The organism is Dietzia massiliensis (genome assembly GCF_018390595.1).
Taxonomy (GTDB): Bacteria; Actinomycetota; Actinomycetes; order Mycobacteriales; family Mycobacteriaceae; genus Dietzia; species Dietzia massiliensis.
In genome coordinates, this window is the sequence record NZ_JAHBAV010000012.1 from 46,410 (window position 1) to 63,927 (window position 17,518).

Annotated in this window: 15 protein-coding genes; 10 read left to right on the forward strand and 5 right to left on the reverse strand. The window is 72.7% G+C overall.

All coding sequences use genetic code 11. The features are described from left to right. Window positions 1–141: 141 nt before the first annotated feature. Both KHA85_RS05185 and KHA85_RS05190 read right to left on the reverse strand, forming a co-directional pair. Entirely contained in the window at window positions 142–924 is a 783-nt protein-coding gene (locus KHA85_RS05185; RefSeq protein WP_213185016.1) for an SIR2 family NAD-dependent protein deacylase, read from the reverse strand. Then, window positions 921–1,601, reverse strand: a complete 681-nt coding sequence (locus KHA85_RS05190) for an Rv1157c family protein (RefSeq protein ID WP_213185017.1) — start codon at window positions 1,599–1,601, stop codon at window positions 921–923. The genes KHA85_RS05185 and KHA85_RS05190 overlap by 4 nt, the downstream gene beginning before the upstream one ends. Window positions 1,602–1,959: 358 nt before the next feature. Between KHA85_RS05190 and typA the strand changes: the two genes are divergently transcribed. From typA to KHA85_RS05210, 4 genes are read left to right on the forward strand one after another with little or no spacing between them, the layout of a single operon-like run. Then, window positions 1,960–3,882, forward strand: coding sequence for a translational GTPase TypA (gene typA / locus KHA85_RS05195; protein WP_213185018.1), 1,923 nt, complete (start codon window positions 1,960–1,962; stop codon window positions 3,880–3,882). Between the two features lie 10 nt (window positions 3,883–3,892). Then, on the forward strand, window positions 3,893–5,812 hold the full coding sequence (locus tag KHA85_RS05200) for an ABC transporter substrate-binding protein (RefSeq protein WP_213185019.1): 1,920 nt from the start codon (window positions 3,893–3,895) through the stop codon (window positions 5,810–5,812). After that, entirely contained in the window at window positions 5,809–6,711 is a 903-nt protein-coding gene (gene mshB / locus KHA85_RS05205) for an N-acetyl-1-D-myo-inositol-2-amino-2-deoxy-alpha-D-glucopyranoside deacetylase (protein WP_213185020.1), read from the forward strand. The genes KHA85_RS05200 and mshB overlap by 4 nt, the downstream gene beginning before the upstream one ends. Beyond that, window positions 6,708–7,145: a hypothetical protein gene (locus KHA85_RS05210; protein ID WP_308936861.1), complete on the forward strand. Its 438-nt coding sequence runs from the start codon at window positions 6,708–6,710 to the stop codon at window positions 7,143–7,145. The genes mshB and KHA85_RS05210 overlap by 4 nt, the downstream gene beginning before the upstream one ends. Here the strand turns inward: KHA85_RS05210 and KHA85_RS05215 are convergent. Together KHA85_RS05215 and KHA85_RS05220 are read right to left on the reverse strand one after the other, a co-directional pair. Beyond that, a complete protein-coding gene (locus tag KHA85_RS05215; protein ID WP_308936862.1) occupies window positions 7,116–8,807 on the reverse strand; it encodes a PH domain-containing protein in 1,692 nt (563 codons plus the stop codon). The genes KHA85_RS05210 and KHA85_RS05215 overlap by 30 nt on opposite strands. Then, on the reverse strand, window positions 8,804–9,454 hold the full coding sequence (locus KHA85_RS05220; protein WP_213185021.1) for a PH domain-containing protein: 651 nt from the start codon (window positions 9,452–9,454) through the stop codon (window positions 8,804–8,806). The genes KHA85_RS05215 and KHA85_RS05220 overlap by 4 nt, the downstream gene beginning before the upstream one ends. A 100-nt stretch (window positions 9,455–9,554) precedes the next feature. Here KHA85_RS05220 and KHA85_RS05225 point away from each other — a divergent pair, with 100 nt between their 5' ends. The 3 genes from KHA85_RS05225 to dapC all read left to right on the forward strand — a co-directional run bounded on the left by KHA85_RS05225 (window position 9,555) and on the right by dapC (window position 13,662). Continuing rightward, complete coding sequence (locus KHA85_RS05225) at window positions 9,555–12,134, forward strand: bifunctional FO biosynthesis protein CofGH (RefSeq protein WP_213185022.1); 2,580 nt, start codon at window positions 9,555–9,557, stop codon at window positions 12,132–12,134. Window positions 12,135–12,220: 86 nt separating this feature from the next. Next, complete coding sequence (gene fdxA, locus KHA85_RS05230; protein WP_067718452.1) at window positions 12,221–12,544, forward strand: ferredoxin; 324 nt, start codon at window positions 12,221–12,223, stop codon at window positions 12,542–12,544. Window positions 12,545–12,549: 5 nt separating this feature from the next. Then, entirely contained in the window at window positions 12,550–13,662 is a 1,113-nt protein-coding gene (gene dapC / locus KHA85_RS05235; protein ID WP_308936863.1) for a succinyldiaminopimelate transaminase, read from the forward strand. 154 nt (window positions 13,663–13,816) lie between these two features. Here dapC and dapD read toward each other — a convergent pair whose 3' ends face one another. After that, on the reverse strand, window positions 13,817–14,785 hold the full coding sequence (gene dapD, locus KHA85_RS05240; RefSeq protein ID WP_043568527.1) for a 2,3,4,5-tetrahydropyridine-2,6-dicarboxylate N-succinyltransferase: 969 nt from the start codon (window positions 14,783–14,785) through the stop codon (window positions 13,817–13,819). A gap of 82 nt (window positions 14,786–14,867) precedes the next feature. On the opposite strand from dapD, the gene dapE reads away from it, so the two are divergent. From dapE to KHA85_RS05255, 3 genes are all read left to right on the forward strand, one after another. After that, window positions 14,868–16,037, forward strand: coding sequence for a succinyl-diaminopimelate desuccinylase (gene dapE / locus KHA85_RS05245; RefSeq protein ID WP_213185023.1), 1,170 nt, complete (start codon window positions 14,868–14,870; stop codon window positions 16,035–16,037). 77 nt (window positions 16,038–16,114) lie between these two features. Then, complete coding sequence (locus KHA85_RS05250) at window positions 16,115–16,915, forward strand: LOG family protein (RefSeq protein ID WP_007632561.1); 801 nt, start codon at window positions 16,115–16,117, stop codon at window positions 16,913–16,915. Next, a complete protein-coding gene (locus tag KHA85_RS05255) occupies window positions 16,915–17,469 on the forward strand; it encodes an LOG family protein (protein ID WP_213185024.1) in 555 nt (184 codons plus the stop codon). Before KHA85_RS05250 ends, KHA85_RS05255 begins: the two co-directional genes overlap by 1 nt. The last annotated feature ends 49 nt before the right edge of the window (window positions 17,470–17,518 follow it).

Below are 17,518 nucleotides of genomic sequence, written 5' to 3' on the forward strand. Positions count from 1 at the left end.
GTGATCTTCTGGCCATTCCGCGGTAGCGGGGACACGGGGCCGCGGGAGTGAGGTCCCGTTCCGGTCACGCTAGCGCGACGATCGCGCGACGGCGGTGGAATCGCGAGCCGATGTGCGGAGGGAAGAGCGTGCGGCCGACGATCAGGGATCGAGCAGCGCGGGGAGGGACCGCCCGGCCGAGGCGCGCACGTGGACGGACACCTCGGGGCCGAGGCCGGACGGCCCGGGGTTCACCTCGACGACCGGGAGCCCGGCGTCGGCGGCGAGACCGGGGAGGGACGCCGCGGGATGGACCAGGCCGGAGGTGCCGACGACGAGGACCGCCTCGGCCGAGGTGACCGCGTCGACGGCGGCCTCCCAGGGCTCGCGCGGGAGCATCTCGCCGAACCATACGACCCCGGGGCGCGCCCGGCCGCCGCAGCGGTCGCAGCCCGGCGGGGTGAGCCGGTCGACCGGGTCGGCCGGCGGGGGACCGACGTCCAGCGGTGACCCGCAGGTGTCGCACCGGTGGGCGAAGAGGCTCCCGTGGACGTGGTGCACGCGCCGTGAGCCGGCGCGCTCGTGCAGATCGTCGACGTTCTGGGTGACCACCGTGACGTCGCGCCGGGCCTGCGCGCGGGACACCGCGAGGTGACCGGCGTTCGGCTGCGCACGGGAGACGAGGTGCTCGCGCCAGCGGTACCAGGCCCAGACCGTGTCGCGGTCGCGCGACCACGCCTCCGGGGTGGCCAGGGCGGTGGGGTCGTAGCGCTCCCACAGCCCGGTCTGCGCGTCGCGGAACGTGGGCACACCGCTCTCCGCGCTCATGCCGGCGCCCGTCAGCACGACCAGAGGCCCGCCGCCCGAGAGGGCGAGGCGGGCCTCGGTCAGTGCCTGGTCCGGGTCGTGTCCGGGCCGATCTGGCCCCGTACCCCCGCCGGTCACGGGACGAACGCGGTCCCCACGGTGGGGAAGGCGACGCAGTTGGAGGTCCCGCCGTTCTCGAGGTTCGTGGTGACCCCGCCCTGCAGGAGCATGAGAACCTGCCCGGGGCCGGTGTCGGCGACCCCGTTGATCGTGGCCGGTCCGCCCTCGTTGATGCCGTTGTAGCCCAGCACGGTGGTGCCGCGGCGACCGTTGTTGATGTTGAACCAGTCCACGGTCATGGGCTGGGCCTGCTGGGCGGCGACGCCCTCGGTGCCCAGGGCGGTGAAGATGAAGCCGAGATGGCCGGGCGCGACGCCGGGCAGCGGGAGATCCGCGGGGCCGGGGACCGCGGTCGCGGCGCCCACGGCGGTCTGCTCGCCGCCGATGCACTGCTGCATGATCGTCGGGTAGGCGAACTGCGCGATGACCGGGCCGTTCTCGGGCAGCGGCGTGCCGGGCTCGCCGGTGCCGCGGAAGAAGCCGACGAGACGGGCGATGGTGCCCCGGGTCTCCTCGGGGATCCACTGCTGCGCGGCGAGGTTCTCGACCGCCTGGAGAACGGGCTCGGTCGGGCGCCCCAGCTCGTCGAGTGACTGTGCACCGGCGGTGGCGGGAGCGGCGAGCCCCAGCACGACGGCGGCGGCGGCGCCGAGACCGAGGGTCCGGAACGAGGTCCTGAGCGAGTGGCGGGTCACTGGCGAGTCCATTCTTCGGCAGGGGCGGGCGGACCGGTCGGCGGCCGACCGGGCGACCGCTAGATGTTCTCACAGCGCCCCCGTATCGGGGACAGGCGGAGCCGGAACGGCGAGCTGACTGGGGCTGATGTTACAGAAGTTATACGTGATGTAAATAACATCGCAGGTCCCGGGTGGTGGCACCGGAGCTCGAGATAGCGGTCCGGAGCCGATCAGCGGGTAATGTGGTCACGCAACGCGCGCTCGACCGGACGCGCTTGTGGATCACGCGGGAGACCCCGCCGATTCCCACGCCACGCGCCCCGGCGGTGACCTCAGCCGCCTCGGCGCCGAAAGCCTCCGAGGGAGAACCCAGCGTATGGCCCAGACCGAGTTCCGTAACGTCGCGATCGTCGCGCACGTCGACCACGGTAAGACGACCCTCGTCGACGCGATGCTGCGTCAGTCGGGCGCGTTCGACGAACGCGCCGAGCTCGTGGACCGCGTGATGGACTCGGGGGATCTGGAGCGCGAGAAGGGGATCACGATCCTCGCGAAGAACACCGCCGTCCGCCGCCCGGGCGCGGGCTCCGGCGGTGCTGACCTCGTCCTCAACATCATCGACACCCCCGGCCACGCCGACTTCGGCGGAGAGGTCGAGCGCGGCCTGTCGATGGTCGACGGCGTCGTGCTGCTCATCGACTCGTCCGAGGGGCCCCTGCCCCAGACCCGCTTCGTCTTGCGCAAGGCGCTCGCCGCCTCGCTGCCGGTGATCATCGTGGTCAACAAGACCGACCGCCCGGACGCCCGCATCGACGAGGTCGTCGAGGAGGCCCAGGACCTCCTGCTGGACCTCGCCTCGGATCTCGAGGACCCCGACGCCCAGGCCGCCGCCGAGCGCGCCCTCGAGCTGCCGGTCGTGTTCGCCTCCGGGCGTGCCGGCAAGGCCTCGACCACCCAGCCGGCCAACGGCCAGGAGCCCGACGCGGAGAACCTGGACGACTTCTTCACGCTGCTCTACGACGTCATCCCCGCCCCCCGCGGCGACGCCGACGCGCCGCTGCAGGCACACGTGACCAACCTCGACGCGTCCAACTTCCTGGGCCGCATCGGCCTGGTCCGCATCCACAACGGTCGTCTGCGCAAGGGCCAGCAGGTCGCGTGGATCCACCACCTGCCGGACGGCGGGACGGAGACCAAGTCGGTCCGGATCTCCGAGCTCCTCGCGACCGAGGGCGTCGAGCGGGTCCCCACCGAGGAGGCCGTGGCCGGCGACATCGTCGCGGTCGCCGGCATCAGCGACATCATGATCGGCGACACCCTCGCCGACCCGGAGAACCCGGTCGCGCTGCCCGCAATCACCGTCGACGAGCCCGCCATCTCGATGACCATCGGCGTCAACACGTCCCCGCTCGCCGGCCGCAACGGCGGCACCAAGCTCACCGCTCGGATGGTCAAGGCACGTCTCGACCAGGAGCTCGTGGGCAACGTCTCCCTCAAGGTGCTCGACACCGAGCGCCCCGACGACTGGGAGGTGCAGGGTCGTGGCGAGATGGCGCTGTCCATCCTCGTCGAGACGATGCGCCGCGAGGGCTTCGAGCTCACCGTGGGCAAGCCGCAGGTAGTCACCAAGCGTATCGACGGCAAGGTCCACGAGCCGATGGAGCACATGACCATCGACGTGCCCGAGGAGTACCTCGGCGCGGTCACCCAGCTCATGGCCGCCCGCAAGGGCCGCATGGAGCAGATGAGCAACCACGGCACCGGATGGGTCCGGATGGAGTTCCTCGTCCCGGCCCGCGGCCTCATCGGCTTCCGCACCACCTTCATGACCGAGACGCGCGGCTCCGGCATCGCCAACTCCGTCTCCGCCGGCTACGAGCCGTGGGTCGGGGAGATCCGCTCGCGACACACCGGCTCGCTCGTGGCCGACCGCGCCGGCAAGGCCACCGCGTTCGCGCTGCTCGGCCTGGCCGACCGCGGCGACTTCTTCATCGAGCCCGGCTCCGAGGTGTACGAGGGCGTCGTCGTGGGTGAGAACCCGCGCTCCGAGGACATGGACGTCAACATCACCAAGGAGAAGAAGCTCACCAACATGCGGTCGGCGACCTCCGACGCCACCGAGACGCTGCAGAAGCACCGCAACCTCTCGCTCGAGGAGGCCATGGAGTTCTGCGCCGGCGACGAGTGCGTCGAGGTCGGCCCGGACGCGATCCGCGTGCGCAAGGTCGCGCTCACGGCGACCGAGCGGGCCAAGGCCCGCAGCAAGGCCAAGTCGCGCGACAAGGCCTCGGCCAACTGACGGGGGACCGGTGACGGCGAAGGGGGCGTCGGCGCGCCGGCGGGCATCTGCCACGCTGGGCGCTGCGCTCGCCCTCGTCGTCGTCGCCGGGTGCGTCGCCGACCCCCCGCCCCCGACGGTCGTGGGTGACGACCGCACCGACGGCACCACCGTCAGCCTCACGGACGGCGGCATCCTCCTCGCGCTCGACCGGGTCGAGGAGGGTTTCAACCCGCACCTCCTCGCCGACCAGGGCGTGGACACCGACCTCGTCGCCTCGCTGCTGCTCCCCAGCGCGTTCGTCCCCGGCGTCGACGGCGAGCCCGTCCTCAACCGTGACCTGCTGTTGTCCGCGACACCGCTGCCGGACGCCCCGGAGACCATCCGTTACACCATCGACCAGCAGGCCCAGTGGTCCGATGGCGTCCCCGTGGCGGCCGAGGACTTCGAGTACCTGTGGCGGCAGATGACCGGTCAGCCCGGCGTCGTCGACCCCGCCGGTTACGAGCGGATCGTCGACGTACGCTCCGGCGCCGGAGGCAAGGTCGTCGACGTCGTCTTCGAGTCCGTACCCGCGCACTGGCGGTCGCTCTTCCAGCACCTGCTGCCCGCGCACATCCTCAAGGGCGCCCCCGACGGTTTCCAGGGCTCGATGGAGGCGCTGCCGGTCATGAGCGCGGGGCCGTTCATGATCCGTGCGGCCGACATCGGCCGTGGCGAGATCGAGTTCGTCCGCAACGACCGCTACTGGGCCGGAGCCCCGGAGATCGAGCAGATCGTCGTCCGCCGCGCCACCGGCCCCGGCCAACTCGGGGCGGCCCTGCGTGACGGTCCGGGGTCGATGGCCCTGGTCTCCGCGACGCCGGTGGCCACGGACGTCTCCGAGACCGTCCCCGGGGTGACGGGCACGCCGTTGGCCGGCACCGCCCAGCTGGAGCTGGCGTTCAACACCGTCGCCCCGACCGTGTCCGAACCCGCGGTCCGTCGCGCCGTCGCCGCCGCTCTCGACCCGCAGGTGATCGGGCGGGTCGTCACGGGGGAGGCGCGGCCCGAGGTGACATCCCATCCTTTCCCGGCCGGGTCCGCCGTGACCACGACCGCCGATCCCGCGCTGACCGAACGCGCGCTGACGGGGGCCGGTTTCGCCCTGACCGGTCCGCGCTGGCAGCGCGACGAGGTCCCGCTCTCCCTCACGCTCGGCGTCGAGGCCACCGACGACCGCGCCGTGACCGCCGCGTACTCCGTCGCCGACCAGCTGCGCGGCGCCGGGATCGGCGCCCGGGTGTGGGAACTCGGGTCGACGGCTCTGTACGCCGACGCGTTGCCGCACGGTCTGGTCGACGCCGTCGTCGGCTGGCAGAGCACCGACGGGCAGCCGGAGCTCGCCGCCGTCTCCCGCTTCGCCTGCGCCCCGGCCGCTCCCCGACCGGGATCGGGGGCGTCCGCGTCCGCGTCCACGTCCGGCTCGGCCACGTCGGAGGAGGCGACCACGACACCGTCCCGGCCCCGCACGACCGTGCCGAGCCTGTCACCGCCCGAGCCGGACACCGGCCGGAGCCGCCAGCGCCGTACCACCGACACGAGTGCCAGCGCCGGAGCGACCAGCACCACGCCTACCACCCCGCCCCGGACGATCGGCCGGGACGCCACCGCCCGCGCCTCCGACGTCTCCGGGATCTGCGACCCCGTGCTCGACCGGGCGTTGGGCGTGTCCGGCGGGGACGCGTCGGCGCCGACGGCCACACCCGATCTGGTCGCCGCGGGAGAACGTGTCGCTGACCTGGCGCTGCGGGTGCCGCTCGTGCGCCCCACCCTGCTGCTGGCCACCGACGGGGTCGACGTGAGCGGACCCGGTACCGACCCCGGCGCCGACCCGGACGGCGGGGCACAGGTCACGCGGCCGGTCACCGACGTCTTCGACACCGCACCCACCTGGAGGAGGACCGGATGACCCCGACGCCCGCGACCCCGGCCGCGGACGGGCTGCGCGCCCTGTTCGTGCACGCCCATCCCGACGACGAGGCGATCACCACCGGTGGCACGATCGCCGCGCTGGTCGCGGCCGGCGCCGAGGTCCGCGTGATCACCTGCACCCTCGGCGAGGAGGGGGAGGTCATCGGAGACGCGTTGTCCGGGCTCGTCGCCGACCGCGCCGACCAGTTGGGCGGGTACCGGATCGGGGAACTGGGGATCGCGCTGCGCGGGCTCGGCGTGGACCGCACCCGGTTCCTCGGCGGGGCCGGCTGCTGGCGGGACTCGGGGATGGCGGGCACGCCGTCGGCCGGCCACCCTCGCGCGTTCGTCCGGTCCGGTGACGAGGCCGTCGCCGAGCTGGCGGCGATCCTCGACGACTTCCGGCCCCACCTCGTGGTGACCTACGACCCCCGTGGCGGGTACGGACACCCGGACCACATCCGGGCCCACGAGGTGGTGCACGCCGCGGTCGAGGAGTCCGCCCACCGGCCCGACCGCGTGGCGTGGACCGTCACCGCGCGCTCCGAGCTCGACCGAACGCACCCCGAGCCGCCCGCCCACCTCCGTCACGCCGAACCGGACGAACTGCCGTCTGTGCCGGACTCGCGCCTCACCCACCGCGTCCCGCTGGACGACGCGGACTACGCCGCCAAGCTGGAGGCCCTCACCGGGCACGCCACCCAGCTCGAGCTCGTGCCCGGGCCCGGGCCCGAGGGGGAGCCGTGGTTCCTCGCCTTGACCAACGGCGTCCTGCAGCCCGTCCCGCAGGTGGAGTGGTACATCGCCCACGACCGGTCCGGCGACGACGGGCCCTACGTCAGATGCCAGCCCGGCTCGGCCCACCTGTTCGACGGCCTCCGCGGGGACGCGTCGTGACCGCTGCGGCCGGTGCGGCCGCCGTGCCCACGGCCACCGACCCGGCCCGCCCGGCCCGGCCCGCCTCGGCGGTGGAGTTCGGGATCGCCCTGGTGCTCCTGGCGATCGCCGCGGCGACCAGCTGCGTGCTGGCCTCGGCCTGGCTGACGATGTACCTGGGCCCCGTGCCGATGCCCGTCAGCGTGCTGGCGGCCGGCGCCTGGTCTCTGTTCCTCGTCCGCGTCGCCTCGACGTGGTCGGACCGGAGGATCGTCGCGGCGTTCCCCGCCCTGGTGTGGATCCTCACGCTCGTCGCGCTCGACCTGGGCCCGGGCGGCGACATGCCGGTGCCCGTCGGCCTGCGCGGACTGGCGCTGCTGGTCTTCGGCGGCCTCATCCCGCTGTGGGTGGCCACCCTGCGGGTCTCACCCGCGCCGGACCCCCAGCGACGGTGACACGCGGACGCCCGGGTCGGTGTCGTGGTGCCAGACGTCGGTGATTCCCGGCGTCAGCGCCTCGGCCAGCGCCCACGCCTCGTCGGCGTCGATGTCCATCACGGAGTAGACACCGTTGCCGGCCGGGGTCGCCGCAGCCACCGTCGCCACGCCCGCCGAACGCTGGAAGACCGACTGGGTGACGGTCCAGCCGATGATCCCGTCGGCCTCGAGGACCGTCCGCTTGGCGGTCCACGACCCGTGCGAGGTGACCAGCATCCCCGGCAGCAGCGCGTGCCCGAGCATGCGGATGCGGTCCGCCGCGAGCAGCAGGAAGAACACGAGCGCGGCCGGGATGCCCCACTCCACCCAGATGTCGGCGGACGGGCCGGAGTCGATCCGCACGAGCACGATCAATCCCGCGACGATCCAGAAGGGCAGCAGGCCGCGCGTGATGCGACGCCGCGCCGCCTTCCACGGGTGACGACGCAGCGGGACGGTCACGGGCGTCGAATCCCCGAGGATGCGGATCGCCACGCGGCGCACGTCCTTGATCGGCGCCTGCGGCAGCAGCGTGGACGCCGTGGCGCCCTTCTTGGTGCCCGTCATGATCGGCTCGAGGCGGCCGCCCCCGAGCATCCGCAGGTACACCGGCAGACGCATCTCCACGCCGCGCAGCCGGGCCTTGTCCAGCGCCTGGTGCTTACGGCGCAGGACGCCGTTCTGCACGTAGAGCAGCTGGCCGTGGTCGGTGAGCGCGTACTTGCCGTAGCGGATCGCGTACGTGATGATCGCGAGCACGCCGGCGACCGCCCAGATGGCGATGCCCTTGCCCACGAACGCCCACGGCTGCCCCAGCGAGTCCAGCCAGGCGATGGTGCCCTCGACCACCGCGAGGTCCATGATCCGGTCGTGCATGTCGCCCATCTGCCACGTGATGAGCCACAGGGAGAACAGGACGCCGAACCCGATGAAGGAGAACGGCGCGAACCGGGCCCACGTGACCTTCCACTGCGCGATGTCCTCGCCGTACTTGGACCCCCACTGCACCTCGTCCTCCTCGGAGAGGGACGGGTCCAGCGCACGCCGGTGCTTGAGCAGCTCGTCGCGCAGCGGCTCCACGAGCGCCGTGTCGATCGCGTCCAGTCGGAACCGCTCGGCGTCGGACTTTCCCGAGTCCGCGCGGCCGGTGCCCACCTCCACGATCGAGACCCTCAGGACCCGGTGGAACAGGTCGGACTCGGTGTCCACGCTGCGGATCCGTTGCCGGGCCACCGTGACGACCTGGCGGCTGAAGAAGCCCTTGCGCAGGATGATGTGCGTGCTGCCGACCTGGTAGCTGGTCGAGAGCCACCGCAGCACGCCACCGAGGATCACCATCGAGACGATGACGATCTCGAACCAGTAGTTGCTCCGGTTGGAGCCCAGCCAGAGGGAGATGAGGAACAGCGGCAGGAGCCTGGTGAGCATCCCGAGGGGATAGACGAGCAGCATGCGCCACGAGAGGCGCTCCCACGGCGCCTCGGGGTCGACCTTCTCCGCCACCGCGGGTTCGTCGGCCGCCAGGACCTCCTCCGCCGGTCCGGCCTCCGGTGCGGTGGCGGTGTCGACGGTGGAGCGGCCCTCGTCGTCGTCGCCGTCAGGTCGTCCCCCCGCGCCGGGCGCGGTCACCGACCCGCTCACGTCCCGTCCCCCGCGTCCAGGTTGGCGATCGCGATGAGGTGCTGCGCCAGCGCCTCGGCGTCCGCGAGGTTCAGGCCGCGGATCTGCACCGTCCCCTGCGCCGAGGCGGTGGACGCGTTGACCGTCGCGAGGCCGAACCACCGCTCGAACAGCGTCCGCGTGGTGTACACGCTCTGCAGTCGTGCCAGCGGCGCGATGCGGAACTGGGTGGTCCACCACCCCTGGCGCGAGCACACCGCCGTGTCCGACACGTCCCACCGCGCGACGAGGTAGCGCCACCACGGGGCCACGACGATGCCCATGAACGCGAACGGCACCGTCACGCCCAGGGCGACCCAGTTCCAGAAGCCCATGACGTTGTCACCCCAGTAGAACCAGGCGACCTGCAGGCCCGCGAGGACCGCCCACGACCAGATCCCCTCGATCACGAACAGCAACGCGGTGCGCTTCTCGATACGGTGCCGCGGCGCGGTCACCAGCACCCGGTTGGAGGTGAGCAGGGCGTCGCCGGTGTCCAGCGCGGCGTCGGGGGAGCCACCGTCGGCCGGACGGGGCTCGCGGAGCGCGTGGGCGCCCCCCTGTCCGGGCGCCGCGGAGGAGACCAGGGGGTCCCCGTTCGTGCGGAGGGGCACTGCGTGATCGGGCATGGCGACAACAGTAACGCCAGCGGGGCGCCGGTAAGCCCGTGACCACCGTTGGAGCACCGCTCCGCTCGCGCCGCCACAGCGGTGGGGCATCATCCCGGGTATGGATCCCGCCGTGCCGCCCGCCGATCCCCACCCCACGCCGTCGGCCATGCGCCGCGCCCTGCGCCGCGCCTCCGACGGCCTCACGCTCGACGTGACCGAGGCCGCGGTGCTGCTGGCCGCGCGGGGCGAGGACCTGGACCGCCTGATGGCACTGGCCGCCGCCCGCCGGGACGCGCGCCTGGCAGACGAGGGCCGCGCCGGCGTGGTGACCTACTCGCGCAAGGTCTTCGTCCCGCTCACCCGCCTGTGCCGCGACCGATGCCACTACTGCACGTTCGTCACCGTGCCGGGCAAGCTCCGCGCGGCCGGCGAGGGGATGTTCCTCGACCCCGACGAGGTCGTCGAGCTGTGCCGCCGCGGCGCGGAGGCCGGCTGCAAGGAGGCGCTGTTCACCCTGGGGGACCGGCCCGAGGACCGGTGGCCCGAGGCGCGGGAGTGGCTCGAGTCGCGCGGCTTCTCCTCCACGCTGGACTACGTGCGCGCCATGGCGATCCGCGTGCTCGAGGAGACCGGACTGCTGCCACACCTCAACCCCGGCGTCATGAGCTGGGCGGAGCTGTCGCGTCTCAAGCCCGTCGCGCCGTCGATGGGCATGATGCTCGAGACCACCGCGACCCGCCTGTTCACCACCCCGGGCGCCGCCCACCACGGCAGCCCCGACAAGGACCCGGCCGTGCGGCTGCGGACCCTCACCGACGCCGGCCGCCTCGCGGTGCCGTTCACCTCGGGAATCCTCGTGGGAATCGGGGAGAACCGCACCGAGCGCGCCGAGAGCCTGCTGGCGCTGGCCGGGCTCGCGCGCGAGTTCGGGCACCTGCAGGAGGTGATCGTCCAGAACTTCCGCGCCAAGCCCGACACCGCGATGCGCTCGGCCGACGACGCCGGCCGGGACGAGTTCCTCGCCGCGATCGCCGTGGCGCGTCTCGTGCTGGGGCCGCGCGTGGCCGTGCAGGCGCCGCCCAACCTCGTCGACCGCGGCGACGTGCTGGCGCTCATCGACGCAGGAGTGGACGACCTGGGTGGCATCTCGCCGCTGACCCCCGACCACGTCAACCCCGAGCGGCCGTGGCCGCACCTGGATGAGCTCACCGCCGACCTCGCCGCGCGGGGGTGGGCGCTCACCGAGCGCCTCACCGCGCATCCGCGCTACGTCGGCGCCGGCGACGCGTGGATCGACCCGAGGGTGGCGGGCCACGTCCGCGCCCTGACGGACCCGGTCACGGGGCTGGCCCGGGTGGGGGACGACGACGAGGTGGTGCAGCCCCAGGGGCGGCCCTGGCAGGAGCCGGACGACGACTGGGACTCGAGCGGACGGACCGATCTGCACACGGCGATCGACTCCGAGGGCCGCAACACGGACACCCGGTCCGACATCGGCGAGGCGTTCGGCAACTGGGACGTCATCCGGGCCCGCGCCGCGGAGCTGGGGGCGGCGGCCCTGACTCCCGAGCGGGCGGACTCCGAGGTCCTCGCGGCGCTGCGGGCGGCCGAGGCGGACCCCGCCGGTCTCACCGACGAGCAGTACCTCGCGCTGGCCACCGCCACGGGGGACGGCCTCGCGGCGGTGGCCGGGCTCGCCGACCGGATCCGCGCCGACGTGGTGGGGGAGATCGTCACCTACGTGGTCAACCGGAACATCAACTTCTCCAACATCTGCTACACCGGCTGCCGGTTCTGTGCGTTCGCCCAGCGCAAGGGTGACGCGGACGCCTTCTCGCTCTCCGCCGCGGAGGTCGCCGACCGCGCGTACGAGGCGTACGTCACCGGGGCGTCCGAGGTGTGCATGCAGGGCGGGATCGACCCCGACCTGCCCGTGTCCGGCTACGCCGATCTCGTCCGCGCGGTCAAGGAGCGCGTGCCGTCGATGCACGTCCACGCCTTCAGCCCCATGGAGATCTCCAACGGCGCGTCGCGCTCGGGCGTCGGCGTGCGCGAGTGGCTCACCGAGCTGCGGGCCGCCGGTCTCGACACCATCCCGGGCACCGCCGCGGAGATCCTCGACGACGAGGTCCGCTGGGTCCTCACCAAGGGCAAGCTGCCCGCCGCCGAGTGGATCGACATCGTCACCACCGCGCACGAGGTGGGCTTGCGGTCGAGCTCGACCATGATGTACGGCCACGTCGACACCCCGCGCCACTGGGTGGCGCACCTGCGGACCCTGCGCGGCATCCAGGAGCGGACCGGCGGGTTCACCGAGTTCGTGCCGCTGCCCTTCGTTCACCGCAGCGCGCCGCTCTACCTGGCCGGGGCCGCCCGCCCGGGGCCGACGCGCGAGGAGAACGTGGCGGTGCACGCCCTGGCCCGGATCATGCTGCACGGGGCCATCGACCACGTCCAGACCAGCTGGGTCAAGCTCGGTGTCGCGGGCACGCGGACGATGCTGCGGTCGGGCGCCGACGACCTGGGCGGCACGCTCATGGAGGAGACCATCTCACGGATGGCGGGGGCGGAGAACGGCTCGGCCAAGTCGCCGGAGGAGATCGAGGAGATCGCCACCGGGATCGGCCGCCCGGCCCGCCGTCGCGACACCGTCTACGGACCCGCCCACCGACCCGTCGGGGTGACCGTCGTCACATAGGTCGATCGGCTCGCGGGGCGGCTTCCGCATCCGCGTGGCCTGTGACATACCATTCAGGTCATACCGCTACGAGGAAGGTGGCTGACGTGACCTACACGATCGCAGAGCCGTGCGTCGACGTGATGGACAAGTCCTGCGTCGAGGAGTGTCCTGTCGACTGCATCTACGAGGGTGGACGGATGTTGTACATCCACCCCGACGAGTGCGTCGACTGCGGGGCGTGTGAGCCGGTCTGCCCCGTGGAGGCCATCTTCTACGAGGACGACGTCCCGGACGAGTGGACCGAGTACAACGCCGCGAACGCGGACTTCTTCGTCGAGCTCGGATCGCCGGGCGGCGCGGCCAAGGTCGGCAAGGTCGACTACGACCACCCGATGGTCAAGGCGCTCCCGCCCATGAACCAGGAGTGACCCCGGTGGTGTCGCGCCCGGAGCGTCGACCGCCCGGGCGCGCGCTCCCGGTGTTCCCCTGGGACACCCTCTCGGACGCCCGCTCGCGCGCCTCCGCCCACCCGGACGGTCTCGTCGACCTCACCGTCGGTACGCCCGTGGATCCGGTCGCCCCGGTGATCCGCGAGGCGCTCGCCGCAGGCTCGGACCGGCCCGGGTACCCCACGACCGTCGGCACCCCCGCTCTGCGGCGGGCCGCGGTTGATGCGCTGGAGCGCCGGTACGGCGTCACGGGGCTCACTCCCGACGCCGTGCTACCGGCGATCGGCACAAAAGAACTCATCGCGGGCCTGCCCGCCCAGCTCGGACTGGGGCCGGGCCACTCGGTCGTCGTGCCCGAGGTCGCCTACCCGACCTATGAGGTCGGCGCACTGCTGGCGGGGGCCACGGTGGTTCGCGCCGACTCGCTCATGCAGCTCGGCCCGTCCTCGCCGACGTTGCTGTACCTCAACTCACCGTCGAACCCCAGTGGCAAGGTGCTCGGCGTGGACCACCTGCGCAAGGTGGTCGGCTGGGCCCGCGACCGCGGCGTGATCGTGGCCTCCGACGAGTGTTACCTCGGACTGGTGTGGGAGGGCGAGGCGCCCTCGATCCTCGATTCGCGTGTCTGCGACGGCGACCACACCGGTCTCCTCGCACTGCACTCGCTGTCCAAGACCTCGAACCTCGCGTCCTACCGCGCCGGGTTCGTCGCCGGTGACCCCGGCCTGGTCGCCGAGCTGCTCGAGGTGCGCAAGCACGCCGGGATGATGATGCCGCTGCCCGTGCAGTCCGCCACGGCCGCGGCGTTGTCCGACGACGCCCACGAGAACGAACAGCGCGAGCGGTACCGGGCCCGCCGCGCGCGTCTGCGGCCCGCCGTGGAGGCCGCCGGCTTCCGGATCGACCACTCCGAGGCCGGGCTCTACCTGTGGGCGACCCGCGACGAGCCCTGCCGGGACACGGTGGACTGGTTCGCCGAGCGCGGCGTACTGGTCGCCCCGGGCGAGTTCTACGGTCCCGCCGGCGCGCGACACGTGCGCATCGCGCTCACGGCCACGGACGTGACCGTCGACGAGGCCGTGCGCCGGCTGGCCTGACCGGCTTCCGGGCGCCCGCTCGCACGGTCCGCCGCCCGGCGCGGCGCCGCCCGGCTCGGGCCCCTCGTCCCCCCACCGCACATCGAAAAGACGGTTCCGCACACATCGCCCGAGTGGGGGTGTGCGGAACCGTCTTCTCGTTGCTGGACGGGTCTCAGTCGTTGGCGTGCAGGTCCGCGTTGAGCTCGACGCCCTCGCGCTTCCACGGCACGGCCTCGACCGCACCGGAGACGGAGTTGCGACGGAACAGCAGGTTGTCCATCCCGGACAGCTGCCCGGCCTTGACCGGCTCGCGCTCCGCCCAGGCCCCGGCGCGGACGTCCACCTTCGTGCCGGCGGTCACGTAGAGGCCGGCCTCCACCACGCAGTCGTCACCGAGCGAGATGCCGACGCCCGAGTTGGCGCCGAGGAGGCAGCGCTCGCCGATCGAGATGGTCTCCTTGCCGCCCCCGGAGAGGGTGCCCATGATGGAGGCCCCGCCGCCGACATCCGAGTCCGCACCGACGACGACGCCCGCGGAGATGCGGCCCTCGACCATCGACGCGCCCAGCGTCCCGGCGTTGAAGTTGACGAAGCCCTCGTGCATGACGGTGGTGCCCTCGGCCAGGTGCGCGCCGAGGCGGACGCGGTCGGCGTCGGCGATCCGCACGCCCGACGGGACCACGTAGTCCACCATGCGCGGGAACTTGTCCACCCCGTACACGGTCACCGGGCCGCGGGCACGGAGCTTGGCCCGGACCAGCTCGAAGCCCGGGACGGCGCAGGGGCCGAAGTTCGTCCACACGACGTTGGTGAGCTTGCCGAACAGGCCGTCCATGTTGGCGAAGTGCGGCCGGATGAGGCGATGGCTGATCAGGTGCAGGCGGAGGTAGGCGTCGTAGGCGTCCGCCGGGGGTTCGGTGAGGTCGGAGATCTCGACCCGCACGGCCACCCGCTCGACGCCGCGGTCCTCGTCCGGCCCGATCAGGGACGCGAGCTCGGCGGGCACCTCGTCGCCGGACAGGACGGTGTGACCGCTCGAGGAGGCGGCGCCCAGCTCCGGCTCGGGGTACCACACGTCGAGGACGGTGTGGTCGGACGTCAGGGTGGCGATTCCGGTGGCCACGGCTCCATGTGCACTCATGGCCCCGATGCTAGCGGTCCGCCCGGACCCACACCGGTCACGGTCGAGTCGCGCACCGGCCCGGGCAACTAGGGTGGAGACCGTGACCGCCGCCCTCGATCTGACCGCCGACCCGGTCGACCTCACCCGCGCCCTGGTCGACATCCCCAGCCCCTCGCGGCAGGAGGACGCGATCGCCACAGCCGTACACGCCGCGCTCGAGTCGACCGTCGCGGCCTTCACCGGCCCTGCCGCGGGGCGGACGGAGGTGATCCGCGACGGCAACCGGGTGCTCGCCCGAACCCGACGCGGGCTGCCGTCCCGGGTCGTGCTGGCCGGGCACCTCGACACGGTGCCGCTCGCCGACAACGTCCCGTGCCGGATCACCGGCGAGGCAGACGAGCGGATCCTGCACGGCTGCGGGACGGTCGACATGAAATCAGGCGACGCGGTGTTCCTCCACCTGTTCGCGCTACTGGCGGACAGTGAGGACCTGGCCCACGACCTCACCCTCGTGCTCTACGACTGCGAGGAGATCGAGGCGACGGCCAACGGCCTCGGTCACCTCGAACGCAGCCACCGCGACTGGCTGGGCGGGGACGTCGCGATCCTCGGGGAGCCCACCGGCGGACTGATCGAGGCCGGGTGTCAGGGGACCCTGCGGATCCGGGTCCACGGTCGCGGCGTGCGCGCACACTCGGCGCGCAGCTGGCTGGGCGACAACGCGGTGCACCGCCTCGCGCCGGTGCTCGCCGCACTCGCCGCGTACGAGGCCCGGTCGGTGGACATCGACGGCTGCGTCTACCGGGAGGGGCTGCAGGCGGTGCGGATGTCGGCGGGCGTCGCCGGCAACACCGTGCCGGACGAGGCCTGGCTCGACGTCAACTTCCGTTCGGCCCCGGACCGCGACACGGACGCCGCCCTCGCGCACGCGCTCGACGCCCTCGGACTCGCCGGGTTCCCGCGGGTGGAGACCGGAGAGGTCCCGCCGACCGAGCCGGGTCTGTACTGGGAGCTGACCGACCTGTCGCCGGGCGCGCTGCCGGGCCTGAGCGCCCCCGCCGCGGCGGACCTCGTCCGGGCGGCCGGCGGGCGGGTCCGCGCCAAGTACGGCTGGACCGACGTGTCCCGGTTCGCCGCACTGGGTATCCCGGCGGTCAACCTCGGACCCGGCGACCCCGGGCTGGCGCACAAGCGCGATGAGCATTGTCCCGCCGTCCAGATCACCGAGGTGACCCGGACGCTGCGCGACTACCTCACCACCTCGGGCTGAGACGGCCCCGGGCCCTGCCCGAGCCCGGGCCCCCGCGCCGCCGCCCGACACACCAGACCACAGAAGGAGACACGGCCATGGCCCCCAACGACCCGGTCCACATGCGTGGACCCGTCCTCGTCCGTCGGGAGAAGGACGGCGGGCGCACGACGACCGACCAGCGGCTGCTGGACAAGAACCAGGACACCGACTGGCTGCACACCGATCCGTGGCGGGTGCTGCGCATACAGAGCGAGTTCGTCAACGGCTTCGGCGCGCTGGCGGAACTGAAGGACGCCGTCAGCGTGTTCGGCTCGGCCCGCACCCGTCCCGGCGACCCCGCCTACGAGCAGGCGGTGGAACTGGGCCGCGCACTGTCCGAGGCGGGCTACGCGGTGGTGACCGGCGGCGGCCCGGGCCAGATGGAGGCCGCCAACAAGGGCGCGTGGGAGGCCGACGGGCAGTCGGTCGGACTGGGCATCGAGCTGCCCCACGAGCAGGGCATGAACCGGTGGGTCGACCTCGGTCTGCACTTCCGGTACTTCTTCATCCGCAAGACGATGTTCGTCAAGTACACGCAGGCGTTCGTGTGCACGCCGGGCGGATTCGGCACCCTCGACGAGTTCTTCGAGGCCATCACCCTGGTCCAGACGGACAAGATCACCCGGTTCCCGATCGTGTTGTTGGGCGTGGACTTCTGGTCGCCGCTGGTGGACTGGATCCGCGGCACGCTGGCCGAACAGGGGATGATCTCGGCGTCCGACCTCGAGCTGTTCCTCGTGACCGACTCGGTGCCCGAGGCGGTGGAGTTCATCCGCGAGGCGCACCACCGGGCCGCGCTGACATCCGAGCAGCGGGAGGACCTCATCGGCGAGGAGCACCGGGGGGTCGAGCGCTGATGGCGCCGGTCCCGAACCGTCGGGTGTGCGTCTACTGCGCGTCCTCGACCTACGACCCGCGCCTGCTGGAGATCGCGACCGAGGTCGGTGACGCGATCGCCCGTCGGGGGTGGTCGCTGGTCTCGGGCGGCGGCAACGTCTCCATGATGGGTGCGCTGGCCGAGGCGGCACGCGCGGGCGGCGCCCGGACGGTCGGTGTGATCCCCGAGGGGCTGCGGGTGCGGGAGGTCGCCGACACGGCGGCCGACGAGCTCGTCGTCGTCACCACCATGCGGGAACGCAAGCGGGAGATGGAGGAGCGCTCCGACGCGTTCCTCACCCTGCCCGGGGGGATCGGGACCATGGAGGAGATGTTCGAGATGTGGACCTCTGCCTCGCTGGGGTTCCACTACAAGCCGGTCGTGCTCTACGACCCCATCGGCTTCTACCGCCCGCTGCTCGACTGGGTCGACGGGCTGGCGGAGGCCGGGCTGGTCAAGCCGGAGGCGCTGGAGTGCCTCGTGGTGCGCGAGGACCTCGACGCCGCTCTCGACGCCTGTGGAGGGCGCAGGTGACCCCGCCCGGCCCTGCCCCGCGGCCGGTCGCGGCTCCCACCCTCTGCGG

Excerpts from the sequence above, each read along its gene's own strand:
- typA (WP_213185018.1), top strand. The coding sequence starts at position 1,960 with ATGGCCCAGACCGAGTTCCGTAACGTCGCGATCGTCGCGCACGTCGAC.
- mshB (WP_213185020.1), top strand. The coding sequence starts at position 5,809 with ATGACCCCGACGCCCGCGACCCCGGCCGCGGACGGGCTGCGCGCCCTG.
- KHA85_RS05220 (WP_213185021.1), bottom strand. The coding sequence starts at position 9,454 with ATGCCCGATCACGCAGTGCCCCTCCGCACGAACGGGGACCCCCTGGTC.
- KHA85_RS05225 (WP_213185022.1), top strand. The coding sequence starts at position 9,555 with ATGGATCCCGCCGTGCCGCCCGCCGATCCCCACCCCACGCCGTCGGCC.
- dapD (WP_043568527.1), bottom strand. The coding sequence starts at position 14,785 with ATGAGTGCACATGGAGCCGTGGCCACCGGAATCGCCACCCTGACGTCC.
- KHA85_RS05250 (WP_007632561.1), top strand. The coding sequence starts at position 16,115 with ATGGCCCCCAACGACCCGGTCCACATGCGTGGACCCGTCCTCGTCCGT.
- KHA85_RS05255 (WP_213185024.1), top strand. The coding sequence starts at position 16,915 with ATGGCGCCGGTCCCGAACCGTCGGGTGTGCGTCTACTGCGCGTCCTCG.